Annotated in this window: 9 protein-coding genes and 1 tRNA gene; 5 read left to right on the top strand and 5 right to left on the bottom strand. The window is 38.1% G+C overall.

The window, feature by feature from the left end; all coding sequences use genetic code 11:
* Position 1: 1 nt before the first annotated feature.
* Positions 2-1,663, bottom strand: coding sequence for a DNA repair protein RecN (gene recN, locus J3U37_RS09080; RefSeq protein WP_267374476.1), 1,662 nt, complete (start codon positions 1,661-1,663; stop codon positions 2-4).
* A gap of 119 nt (positions 1,664-1,782) precedes the next feature.
* On the bottom strand, positions 1,783-2,247 hold the full coding sequence (locus tag J3U37_RS09075) for an AraC family transcriptional regulator (RefSeq protein ID WP_267374474.1): 465 nt from the start codon (positions 2,245-2,247) through the stop codon (positions 1,783-1,785).
* Positions 2,248-2,437: 190 nt separating this feature from the next.
* Between J3U37_RS09075 and J3U37_RS09070 the strand changes: the two genes are divergently transcribed.
* The 3 genes from J3U37_RS09070 to metF all read left to right on the top strand — a co-directional run bounded on the left by J3U37_RS09070 (position 2,438) and on the right by metF (position 6,426).
* Entirely contained in the window at positions 2,438-2,989 is a 552-nt protein-coding gene (locus J3U37_RS09070) for a YagU family protein (protein ID WP_267329445.1), read from the top strand.
* Positions 2,990-3,173: 184 nt separating this feature from the next.
* Positions 3,174-5,447, top strand: coding sequence for a 5-methyltetrahydropteroyltriglutamate--homocysteine S-methyltransferase (gene metE / locus J3U37_RS09065; RefSeq protein WP_267374472.1), 2,274 nt, complete (start codon positions 3,174-3,176; stop codon positions 5,445-5,447).
* Positions 5,448-5,550: 103 nt separating this feature from the next.
* Positions 5,551-6,426, top strand: coding sequence for a methylenetetrahydrofolate reductase [NAD(P)H] (gene metF / locus J3U37_RS09060; protein WP_220218443.1), 876 nt, complete (start codon positions 5,551-5,553; stop codon positions 6,424-6,426).
* Positions 6,427-6,466: 40 nt separating this feature from the next.
* On the opposite strand, the gene J3U37_RS09055 is transcribed toward metF, so the two are convergent.
* Positions 6,467-6,543, bottom strand: a tRNA-Met gene (locus tag J3U37_RS09055).
* Between the two features lie 214 nt (positions 6,544-6,757).
* Between J3U37_RS09055 and J3U37_RS09050 the strand changes: the two genes are divergently transcribed.
* Entirely contained in the window at positions 6,758-7,180 is a 423-nt protein-coding gene (locus J3U37_RS09050; protein WP_220218442.1) for a GFA family protein, read from the top strand.
* Between the two features lie 260 nt (positions 7,181-7,440).
* Here the strand turns inward: J3U37_RS09050 and carB are convergent, their stop codons facing one another.
* Positions 7,441-10,656, bottom strand: a complete 3,216-nt coding sequence (gene carB, locus J3U37_RS09045) for a carbamoyl-phosphate synthase large subunit (RefSeq protein ID WP_267374470.1) — start codon at positions 10,654-10,656, stop codon at positions 7,441-7,443.
* 1 nt (position 10,657) lies between these two features.
* Positions 10,658-11,818 carry a glutamine-hydrolyzing carbamoyl-phosphate synthase small subunit gene (gene carA / locus J3U37_RS09040; protein WP_267374467.1) on the bottom strand — a complete coding sequence of 387 codons (1,161 nt, stop codon included), beginning with the start codon at positions 11,816-11,818 and terminating at the stop codon, positions 10,658-10,660.
* 269 nt (positions 11,819-12,087) lie between these two features.
* On the opposite strand from carA, the gene argF reads away from it, so the two are divergent.
* Positions 12,088-13,095: an ornithine carbamoyltransferase gene (gene argF / locus J3U37_RS09035; protein WP_220218439.1), complete on the top strand. Its 1,008-nt coding sequence runs from the start codon at positions 12,088-12,090 to the stop codon at positions 13,093-13,095.
* The last annotated feature ends 89 nt before the right edge of the window (positions 13,096-13,184 follow it).

The raw sequence follows: 13,184 nt of genomic DNA, 5'->3' as shown, positions 1-13,184 counted from the left end.
ATTAGATAATAAGTAGCTCTTTCGCATTGGCTAATGTTGCATTAGTTATTTTATCACCGCCTAAAAGCCGTGCCAGTTCGTTTATACGACCCTTTTCATCCAATTTTTGCATATCGGTTGATGTTTGTTTACCGTTGGTTTCTTTACTGACAAAATAGTGTTGATTGGCTTGACCAGCAACTTGTGGTAAATGCGTGACTGTAATAACTTGTGTTGATTGACCTAATTGTCTTAACAGTTGCCCTACTTTTGCCGCTGTAGAGCCACTGATACCGACATCGATTTCGTCAAAAATTAATGCAGGTGTATCCATTTTTTGCGCAGTTAAAACTTGAATGGCAAGGGCAATACGAGATAACTCCCCGCCCGATGCAACTTTAGCCAGTGGTTGTGCGAGTTGGCCGGCATTGGTTGTTACTAAAAACGTGACTTGATCGGCACCATCTTCATTTAACCGATTTTCATCATAGGCAATTTCAATACTAAATTGCCCATTTGGCATCGATAACTCATGCATAATAGCAGTCACTTTTTTCGCTAAGGTTTTACTGATGGCTAAACGTTTTTGATGTAATTTACTGGCAAGTTCTAATGTGACTTGGTGGTATTTATTAATGTCAGCTTTCAGTTGTTCGCTTTGTTCGTCTTGTTGATTAATTTGCTTAAACTCAGCTAAAAGATTTTGATGTAATTCCGGTAAAGCTTCAGGAGCCACATGGTGTTTACGAGCTAAGGATATTTGTTTTGAAAGTCGCTGTTCAAGTTGCATCACACGGGCAGGGTCAAGCTCTAAACTCTCACTATAATGGCGTAGTTCGTAGCTGGCTTCTTTAATTTGAATGGAAGCATCTTCAAGCAAATTACAAATATCGCTTAGAGTTGGATCTAAAGCCGATAACTCCTGTACGGTATGTTTCACGCTATTGAGTAAGTTACTGACATTATATTCTTCGGCTTCGTCCAACAGCATCACTGATTGTTGGCTAAGCTGAATTAACTGTTCACTGTTGGAAAGGCGTTTATATTCTTCATCAATTTGCTGATATTCACCTTCAATAGGGGAAAACTCATTAAGCTCTTTAAGTTGATATTGTAAAAGTTGAATATGTGCTTCACGCTCTTGTCTGGAGGTTTGATATTGCTGATAAGTTTGACAAGCTGTTTTCCACTGTTTATATGCTTGATTCATTTGACTAAGCAACGATGGCTCATTCATATAATGGTTAAGTAAAAGCTGTTGATAGTCACTACGTAAAAGTCGCTGAGGCTCATGTTGACCATGAATTTGAATCAATAGTTGTCCTAAATCTTTCAGTTGTGATATTGGTACTGCCCGACCATTAATAAAGGCTTTAGAACGTCCATCTTGGTTAATAACTCGTCGTAAAATACACTCATTACCTTCATCTAGCTGATTCTCAGTTAGCCAAGAAAAGGCAGCGGGGGTGTCATCAAGCACAAAGCAAGCTGAAATATCGACACGATCAGCGCCGGATCGGATAGATGAAGCATCGGAACGATTCCCTAAACAAAGCCCTAATGCATCGATCGCAATCGATTTACCTGCACCTGTTTCACCCGTAATTGCGGTCATCCCTGTTGTAAAATCCACTAACAGCTGATCGACGATAGCAAAATTATTAATAGTCAATTGCGTTATCATAATAAATTAGCACATAAGGTTTGTTACCATATTGGCAGTATAACAGCAAAGGCACTGTAAATAAATACAGTTGATTACTTTTATTTATAAGAATTTTATCAAGATAGGTGACAATTTGTTTATGCTAAAGGTAGATAAACATCTGTAATCATCTCTTGTGGTTGAATGTTTAAACCAACATTTACATAATGGAAAATTGGAGGAAAGTTCCCTATTCGCTCGCCACTTTGTGGCAACCATGTTTGGAGTAAGTAAATAATGGCTTGATTATTTTCTCTAGATCCAATATCCCTTGCCTTGGCACAACGAAGTGCTGGAATTGTTTTATTGATGATTCCGTAATCATTTGGTGGAATTGTGCAATTTATCGATATTGCAAAATCGACATGATGCTCATTGAGTGGAGTTGTATTTGGATTGGTATAATGAATACCATAACTTTGATGCTTTTGACTATCTAAAAAATTGTTTTCTTGTCGCCATTTAATGAATTTATTTAGAGTGTTATTCTCTAATAAAGGTGAACCATAATGCTCAATGACAGCTAATTGTGTAGCAGGAAATTGTACAATTTCTACATTCATAACCTAAATCCATGGAAAATTTATTTGCTACTTTTTAGCCACGCTATTAAAAGACGCTTAATAAATAATTTTTACCAATTATAACAATAACTTTTACACTCGGTCAATTCGGCTTATTATCTTTCATTCCAAGATTGCTTACGGATATAATTTACAAGCTTTTCAACTATAACAATAAAGGTATTTTTAAATGTTTGGAAATAAAATAAATCGTCAAATTATTATTTGGACTACTCTGATTGGTGGATTCATTAGCGCACTGGTTAAATGGGGGTCTGAAGTTAATATGCCTCCTCGTGTTCCCGGGGAAATTTCACCGCCAGCAGCACACATTGATGCATGGCTTGGTTGGTTAGGCATTAATTCTCATTCACTTGATTATGTTTACCAAACGGCAATCGTTTCGGGCGCAGTAACACTTTATCACTGGTTATTTAGTTTTGCCTTTGCCTTCGTTTATGTATTTATTGCCTACTTTTGGAATAATATTCGATTATGGTATGGTGCATTTTATGGCATTATCATTACCGTTATGATGCATGGTTTTTTAATTCCACTATTAGGTTTTCGTCATCCTGCTTATGATCCGGAAGGTACGGTAGGTTGGTTATGGAACCTAAATGGTTATGAACTTTGGAGTGAAATTTTAGGGCATATCTATTGGGGCGTGTCGATTGAAATCTGTATGATCGCTGTGCTTGCTCACTTTTCAAGACCAATCCGTGGCGAATGGCGCCAGTAGTTAATTTATTAATTTTCATATATTTCAATCCTTCTGTTGAAAAACAGAGGGATTTTTTTATACCTTTAGGTATAGTTAAAAACTATATCTTTTGATAAAAAACTAGAATTATTCAATAACATTTTTTTTTGCTATCTTTTTAACCACTAAAGAAAAGTGCTAAATGCTAAATAAGGAAAAGAAAATGAATACTGCAGTTATTGGATATCCTCGTGTTGGTAAACTTCGTGAACTTAAATTTGCAACCGAAGCTTATTTTAAAGGTAATAAAACTCAAGCTGAGTTATTAAACGAAGCAAAAGCCCTACGTGCTGAACATCTACAACAACAAGCATCACATAAAATTGCTTTAATCTCCTCTAATGACTTTTCATTTTATGATGCGGTATTAGATACAGCCTGTTTACTGAATGTTATCCCAAAACGTTATCAAGATTTAGGCTTACCTGAACTCGATCGTTATTTTGCCATGGCGCGTGGTTATCAAGGTGAAAAAGGTGATGTGCGAGCGCTGGCAATGAAAAAATGGTTTAATACCAACTATCACTACTTAGTGCCGGAAATTGAAGATTCACTACAAATAAAACTAGCCAGCACCAAACCTTTTGACGAATATCAAGAAGCCAAAGCATTAGGTATTCAAACCAAACCGGTTGTGATTGGGGCATTAACCTTTTTCAAATTAGCACAGTATTTAGGTAATAAACAGCTAGTTGATTTTAAAGCCGATATTATTAAAGCCTATCAAGAAATAATTCAGAAATTTACTGCACTTGGTGCGCAGTGGATACAAATTGATGAGCCAATTTTAGTGACTGATTTAACTCATGAAGATATTGCTTTATTTAATGAGCTTTATCAGTCAATTTTATCCGTTAAAGGTACAACCAAAGTGGTTTTACAAACTTACTTTGGCGATGTGCGTGATTGTTACCCACAATTAGTGGCGTTACCATTTGACGGTATCGGACTTGATTTTGTTGAAGGTAAACAATCCTTAGCATTACTTGAAAGTCATGGTTTCCCGGCTGATAAAGTGTTATTTGCCGGTGTGGTAAATGGTAAAAATATTTGGAAAAATAATTATAAAAAAACATTGGAATTAGTCGCAAAAATTAAGCAAAAAGCGGCAAACATTGTGATTAATACTTCGTGTTCTTTACTCCACGTACCTTATACATTACAAAACGAAACTAAATTAACGATTCAACAACGAGCTTATTTTTCTTTTGCTCAAGAAAAACTACAAGAGTTAGCAGAACTTGGTGAATTAGTCAAAGACTCGAATTTTGAAAATAGTCCGGCTTACAAAGCAAATCAAACCCTATTTACGCGTGAGCGTGAAGGAGCAAATCAAGCGGTACGTCAAAAAGTTTCGGCTTTAAAAGCGTCTGATTTTACTCGTCTACCGGAATTTTCAGTACGTGAAGCAGCACAGAAAAAAGCCTTTAATTTGCCATTATTACCTACAACAACGATTGGTTCATTTCCGCAAACACCTGATGTACGTTTAAACCGTGCAAAATTCAAGAAAGGTGAAATTTGTTTAAATGAATATACCGAGTTTAACAAACAAAAAATTGCAGAATGTATCAAGCTTCAAGAACAGATTGGTATTGATGTGTTAGTTCACGGCGAATTTGAACGTAATGACATGGTTGAGTATTTTGGTGAAAGCTTAAATGGTTTTGTCTTTACTGAAAAAGCATGGGTGCAATCTTATGGTACTCGTTGTGTTAAGCCACCAATTGTATGGGGTGATATTTCACGCTCTAAACCAATTACCGTTGAATATTCACAATATGCACAAAGCCTAACTGACAAACCCGTTAAAGGCATGTTAACTGGCCCAGTGACGATCCTTAACTGGTCGTTCCCTCGTGAAGATATTTCACAAAAAGAGTCAGTATTCCAAATTGGTTTAGCAATCAGTGATGAAGTGTTAGATCTTGAAGCGGCCGGCATTAAAGTCATCCAAATTGATGAAGCAGCGTTAAAAGAGAAATTACCATTACGTAAAGCTGATTGGAATAGTGAATATCTGGATTGGGCTATTCCAGCATTTAGATTAGTACACAGCAAAGTACAAGCTGATACACAAATTCATACACATATGTGTTATAGCGAATTTGCTGACATTATCAAAGATATCGATGCCATGGATGCTGATGTGATTTCATTTGAAGCATCACGTTCTAATCTACAATTGATTGATGTACTTAAAGCCAATAACTTTAAAACTGAAGTTGGACCGGGTGTTTATGATATCCATTCACCACGTGTACCACCGGTTGCGGAAATCAAAGCAACAATTGAGAAGTTATTGGCAAAAATTGACAAGCAAAAACTTTGGATTAATCCGGATTGTGGTTTAAAAACTCGTGGTGAGAAAGAAGTTGTTGCAAGTTTAGAACATTTAGTTCAAGCAACATTAGAAGTTCGAAAAACGCTTAATTAACACTGTTGCGTTAATTAATTTGCTTTACCTTAATTTCCGCCGCCGATTTTGGCGGCGGAAATGTCAGTAAGGATAATAGTAATCACACCAATGGATGATACAGATGAAAACTAATTTACTCTTTAATAAAAAAACCGTGTTCTCTTTTGAAGTTTTTCCCCCTAAAAAAACGTCACCTTTAGAGACAATCTATAGCACATTGCGTGAACTTGGTTACTTCAAACCTGATTTTATCAGTGTTACTTATGGCGCTGGTGGTAGTTTGAATGGTCAAACCACAATTGATATCGCCCACTCTGTCAAACATACTTATGGCATTGAAAGTGTTGCTCATTTGCCGGGAATTAATTTTGATAAAGCAGAAATGCAAAAAATTCTTCATGATCTTAAATGTGCCGGTATCGATAATGTGCTTGCACTGCGAGGCGATATTAGCCCGACAGTTACACCTAAAGATGATTTTCGCTATGCCAGCGAGCTGGTTTCATTTATTAAAGAAAATGGTGATTTTAATGTGATTGGGGCATGTTATCCTGAAGGTCATCTTGAAGCATCAACGCTAAAACAAGATTTAATACATTTAAAAGAAAAGGTGAGTGCCGGAACAGATCAACTCATATCACAGCTATTTTTTGATAATGACTATTTTTATACTTTCTTAGACAAAGCCCGTGATATGGGAATTAATGTACCAATTGAAGCAGGGATTATGCCGGTAACGAACAAAAACCAAATTGAACGTATGGTATCGATGTGTGGCGTAAATCTACCGAAGAAATTCAAACAGATGATGGAGAAATACGAGCATCACCCTGATGCGTTCCGTGACGCCGGTATTGCTTATGCTATCGATCAGATTGTTGATTTAGTTTCACAAAATGTTGACGGTATCCATTTGTACACCATGAATAATAGCTATATTGCTAGAAGAATTAGTGAAGCTGTATCAACGCTACTGGCTGTACCGAAATCAGAATAGTTTATTATTAAGAATAATTTAGAATAGATTTTTGAGGAATTGGTTGCGGGGGCTGGATTTGAACCAACGACCTTCGGGTTATGAGCCCGACGAGCTACCAAGCTGCTCCACCCCGCGTCAAAGAGGTGGCTATATTATAGTAATAAAATAATAAAGCAATACCTTTTTGCTTAAGCGAGCTAATTTTAAACATTTTTAAACAAATAAATACGGTTTTTTTACTAAAACGTAGGGTATTTCTGAAACTTCTTGGCAAGATTTACTTGTTTTTTTAGTTATAATGATTTAGGTTTGAGTAAAAATTATTCATTTCAATCAAAAAGGAGTATTTATGTCAACTGAGTATCATGGGACATGTTTATGTGGCAAAGTTAAGTTGGTTGTCCCTTTCAAAAACTTACATTTAAGTGCCTGTCACTGTGAAACCTGTCGGAAGTGGAGTGCCGGACCTTTTATGTCATTAATGTATAACGGTGAGCTTACCGTAGAAGGTCAAGACAATATACGTCATTATCCTTCATCACAATGGGCTGAAAGAGCATTTTGTCAGCAGTGCGGATCTCACCTTTATTATCATTTAACCGGCACACAAAATTATTATCTTGCTGCCTGGATTTTTAATGATATTAAGAATTTGGATTTTACATCAGAGGTCTTTATTGACAAAAAACCAACTTGTTACGCTTTTGCTAATCCGACGCAGAAACTGACAGAGGCCGATATTTTAGCTATAGTTAATCAAAATTCTAAATAAATACAATTAATTAAATCGTCGACAATTTAAATAAAAATTTACTTATAATTTGGATATAGCAAATAAACAAGATGCAACATTAGTCAATGGCAAGTGATTAAGGTTTATTTAGCGTAAAGTTAATACAAGTGCGAAAAGCCTGCAAATTATCACCATTTTTAAATCAACCTTAGTACTATATTTTAATCGTACTAAGGTTCTTGTTTTGCGCAAATCTGTCAGCCGCTATGTATTTTACAGGCTTACTTTTTAGCCAATATTTATGCATAAAGTGTTTGCAATGAAACAACATATTGTGCTGGATCGCAGTCTAATGCGGCAGTTGTGGCAGAGGCCGCATTCATCGTGGTATCGTAATACACTTTATATTGGATTGCGCTGCGGCGCAAAATTTTCGATGCCTCAATGGCAGCCCGTCCAGATGTGGTATTGAGAATATAGCTATATTCGCCATTTTTAATATGGTCATGAATATTGGGGCGCCCTTCGTTCTCTTTTTTGACCATTTGGCAGGGTATGCCAGCTTGTTGTAATGCCTTAGCGGTGCCCAAAGTAGCATCAATACTAAAACCATGCGCAATTAATCGTTTAGCGATCGCTAACAAGCGAGTTTTGTCTTGATCACGAACAGATAGCAAAGCTTTTCCCGATTTTTTCATACTGGATAAGCTACCAAGTTGTGCTTTGGCAAAGGCTTCGGCAAAGGTTTTACCAATTCCCATCACTTCACCGGTTGAACGCATTTCAGGCCCCAAAATTGGGTCCACGCCACTAAATTTATTAAACGGTAATACCACCTCTTTCACTGAGTAATAAGGCGGTATGACTTCTTTGGTGATATTTTGTTTAGCAAGTGATTGCCCTGTCATAACTCGTGCAGCAATTTTCGCTAATGGCAAACCGGTAGCTTTCGACACAAATGGCACGGTGCGAGCGGCTCGAGGGTTGATTTCAATCAAATAAATTTGGTTATCTTTGATGGCAAATTGCCCATTCATAAGCCCTTTTACATTAAGTTCTAACGCTAACTGTTTAGCTTGCTTGCGCAATTGGTCTAAAATTTCCGGGCTTAAAGTATATGTTGGTAATGAACAAGCAGAATCACCCGAGTGAATTCCCGCTTGTTCAATATGCTCCATAATGCCGCCAATTACGATTTGCTCGCCGTCGGCAATCACATCAATATCAACTTCAATAGCATCATCTAAAAAGTGATCAAGTAGTACTGGAGCATTATTCGATTCACTGACTGCGGTTTTAAAATAACGTCTTAAATCTTGCTCGTTATACACAATTTCCATGGCTCGACCACCAAGCACATAAGACGGTCTGACCACTAATGGATAGCCAATTTGTTCGGCTTTAATCACCGCATCTTCAATATCGGTAACCGTTGCATTAACTGGCTGTTTTAACTTTAACTTATCGACAATCGACTGAAAACGTTTGCGATCTTCAGCTTGATCTATCGCATCTGGCGAGGTACCAATAATCGGTAGCCCAGCGACTTCAAGCGCTCTGGCTAATTTTAATGGTGTTTGCCCGCCGTATTGGACAATTACGCCATTTGGTTTTTCGACGTGAGCAATTTCAAGCACATCTTCCAGTGTGACTGGCTCAAAGTAGAGTCGATCTGAGGTATCATAATCGGTAGATACCGTTTCCGGATTACAGTTAACCATAATTGTTTCATAACTGTCTTCACGGAGCGCCAGCGCTGCGTGTACACAACAGTAATCAAACTCAATACCTTGCCCAATCCGATTAGGTCCACCGCCTAATATCATAATCTTAGGGCGAATGAATTGTGGTTTAGCTTCGCACTCTTGTTCATAGGTTGAGTAAAGATAAGCTGTATCGGTCGAGAATTCCGCCGCGCAGGTATCAACTCGTTTATATACAGGATGAATATCGTATTGGTTTCTTCGATCACGAACGTCTTGTTCTTCAACATTAAGCAGTTTAGCAATACGTAAATCTGAAAAACCTTTACGCTTAAGTTGCCATAATGATTCTGAATTCAGGCTAGCGAATGATTGCGATTTTAGTTGGTTTTCAAGGCTGATAAGTTCTTCAATCTGCACTAAAAACCAGCGATCGATATTCGTTAATGTGAAAATTTCATCTAAACTAAAGCCGGCTCGAAAAGCGTCAGCAATATACCAAATTCGTTCAGCGCCCGCTTCTTGCAGTTCATAACGTATTTTGCTGAGATTTTTTTCATCATCATAATTGTCAATTTTCGGATCAAAACCACACGCACCGACTTCAAGCCCTCGTAGCGCTTTTTGCAATGATTCTTGAAAAGTCCGCCCAATAGCCATCACTTCACCCACTGATTTCATTTGAGTTGTTAGACGATCATTACACCCGGCAAACTTTTCGAAATTAAAGCGGGGTATTTTTGTCACTACATAGTCGATTGAAGGCTCAAATGACGCTGGCGTTTTACCTCCGGTAATATCATTAGATAGCTCATCAAGGGTATAGCCAACCGCAAGTTTGGCCGCAATTTTTGCGATTGGAAAACCGGTTGCTTTAGATGCTAATGCTGATGAACGTGATACCCTTGGATTCATTTCAATCACAATCAAGCGTCCGGTTTTAGGATCAACCGAAAATTGTACATTCGAACCACCTGTTTCAACGCCAATTTCACGAAGTACCGCTATCGATGCGTTACGCATGATTTGATACTCTTTATCAGTTAGTGTTTGAGCTGGCGCAACGGTAATAGAATCCCCGGTATGAATGCCCATAGGGTCAACATTTTCAATCGAACAGACGATGATACAGTTATCATTTTTATCTCGTACCACTTCCATTTCATACTCTTTCCAACCAATTAATGACTCATCAATGAGGAGTTCATTGGTGGGCGACAGATCAAGTCCTCGGGTACAAATTTCATCAAATTCTTGAGTGTTATAAGCAATCCCGCCACCGGTTCCCCCCATAGTAAAAGAAGGGCGGATAATGCAAGGAAAGCCAACTTGTTCAAGTACCGCATAAGCCTCTTTTAATGAGTGAGCAATGCCGGAACGAGCGGTATCAAGACCAATTTTTTTCATAGCTTGATCAAAACGTTTGCGATCTTCAGCTTTATCAATTGCATCAGCGGTAGCGCCGATCATTTCGACATTAAATTGTTTTAAAATACCTCTTCTATCCAGTTCTAACGCACAATTGAGCGCTGTTTGTCCGCCCATGGTGGGCAAAATGGCATCGGGTCTTTCTTGTTCAATAATTTTACTCACCGTTGTCCAATCAATCGGCTCAATATAGGTTGCATCCGCCATTTCCGGATCGGTCATAATGGTGGCAGGATTAGAATTGACTAAAATAACCCGATAACCTTCTTCACGCAGAGCCTTACAAGCTTGAGCGCCGGAATAATCAAATTCACAAGCTTGACCAATAACAATTGGGCCAGCGCCAATAATGAGAATGCTATTAATATCTGTTCGCTTAGGCATGTTATTGCTCCTGCTTATAAATTTTAATTAATTCGATAAAGTGATCAAATAGTGGGGCGGCATCGTGAGGCCCGGGACTCGCTTCGGGGTGGCCTTGAAAGCTAAAAGCGGGTTTTTGATTATGATGAATACCCTGTAGCGAACCGTCGAACAGTGATTTATGCGTCACACGTAAGTGAGTCGGTAAACTCATTTCATCAACGGCAAAACCATGATTTTGCGCGGTAATCATAACTCGATTATTTTCAAGATCTTTAACCGGATGATTGCCACCATGATGTCCAAATTTCATTTTTATGGTTTTTGCACCACAAGCCAACGCTAACAGTTGATGCCCTAAACAGATACCAAATATCGGTATGTTAGTGGCTAAAAACTGTTTAATGGCATCAATGGCATAAGTACAAGGTGCCGGATCACCGGGACCATTTGATAGGAATATACCGTCAGGATTTAATGCTAATACCTCCTGCGCAGAGGTTTTGGCCGGAACAATGGTCAATTTACAACCCCGTGCAACTAACATCCGTAAGATATTACGTTTTACGCCAAAATCATAAGCCACAACATGATAAGGCAAGGCGCTTTCCGGTTTTGCCGCGGGGTGTTCTTGCTCTCTTGTCCATACACCTTGTGTCCACAAATAGCTTTTTGTACAGGTGACTTTTTGGGCTAAATCCAGTCCGGATAATCCTTTAAAATCGATCGCCATTTGTTTAGCGGTATCGGCTTTTTCAAGTAAAGTTTCTTTATCGTTTGCCGTGATAATCACGCCATGCTGAGCCCCTTTTTCACGCAAGATTCGAGTTAAACGGCGAGTATCGATATCGGCAATGGCAATAACATTATGCTGTTTTAAATAACTCGAAAGATCGAGCTCATTGCGATAATTGCTGGCTAATAGTGGTAAATCACGAATAATCAGCCCTTTTGCATAAACTTGATTAGATTCAGCATCGGCATTGTTAGTACCGACATTACCTATATGGGGGTAAGTTAACGTGACTAATTGCTCGCAATATGAAGGGTCGGTGAGTATTTCTTGATAACCGGTCATTGAGGTATTAAAAACGACCTCACCAACAGTTTGTCCGTCGGCACCGATTGATTTACCGATAAATTGTGAACCGTCTTGTAATATAAGGAGGGCATAAGTTTGCATGGTTAAAAAGACCTTTTGAATAAAGAATTACTATTTATGAATAAAAATTCAAAACCGCTTATCTTTCAGGATTCAATGAATGGTCATTTTATTACACTTTTTTGTACAAAAAAAGCGATATTATTAAAATTATTTAAATAATAATGTCTCATTTTTGAGACTTATTGCAAGTTACTGTAGATTATCGACGATATTATCAGGTTTAACTTGAAAATGCATAATTATTCAAATAGAATGACTTGAATTATCACATCTATCAGGAGCTAGTTATGCACGGTTTTTATCAGCGCCATTTTTTACGTTTACTGGATTTTACGCCAAATGAAATCAATCAATTAATCGATCTTTCCATTCAATTAAAGCAGGCTAAACAACAAGGCACTGAGAAAAAACATTTGGTTGGCAAAAATATTGCCTTAATTTTTGAAAAAGACTCAACCCGTACTCGTTGTGCTTTTGAAGTCGGTGCATATGATCAAGGTGCTCAAGTCACCTATTTAGGGCCAAGTGGTAGCCAAATTGGGCATAAAGAGTCGATAGCCGATACAGCTCGAGTACTCGGACGCATGTATGACGGTATTGAGTATCGAGGTTATGGGCAAGATATTGTTGAAACTTTGGCAAAATATGCCGGTGTGCCGGTTTGGAATGGTTTAACGACTGAAGCGCATCCAACGCAAATTTTAGCAGATTTTATGACCATGAAAGAGCATATCGGTGAGCGCCCACTTAATAGCGTTAAATTTGCTTATTTAGGTGATGCTCGTAATAACATGGGCAATTCGTTAATGGAAGGCGCAGCCTTAATGGGTATGGAGATCCGACTCGTGGCGCCTAAAGCGTGCCAACCTGAATCAGAGCTTGTTCAAAAGTGCCAAGAGATAGCTAAAACAACAGGCGCTAAAATCGTTTTAACTGAAGATGTCGCTGAAGGTGTGAAAGGCGTTGATTTTCTTTATACCGATGTATGGGTTTCCATGGGCGAACCAAAAGAAGTGTGGGATGAGCGAGTGAAATTATTAACCCCATACCAAGTTAATCAAAATGTAATTAAATTAACCGAGAATCCAAATGTTAAATTTATGCATTGCTTACCGGCTTTCCATGATATGAATACCACAGTAGGTCAACAAATGGCTGCCCAGTATGGTTTGAAAAATGGTTTAGAAGTGACAAATGAAGTCTTTGAATCTAAACATAGTATCGTTTTTGATGAAGCCGAAAATCGCCTGCACACGATCAAAGCAGTAATGGTTGCAACCTTAGCTAAAGACTAATAATATAGCTAAATATTATTAGTGCTGGCTAAAGTTAGCTAAGCAAATTTTTTGCCGACCTCAAGTCGGCATAATTTTATCAACCGATT

Source organism: Gilliamella sp. B3172, from assembly GCF_026536465.1.
Classification (GTDB): Bacteria; Pseudomonadota; Gammaproteobacteria; order Enterobacterales; family Orbaceae; genus Gilliamella.
Note: the sequence above shows the minus strand (reverse complement) of the source record. Positions and strands in the feature narration are given on the sequence as shown.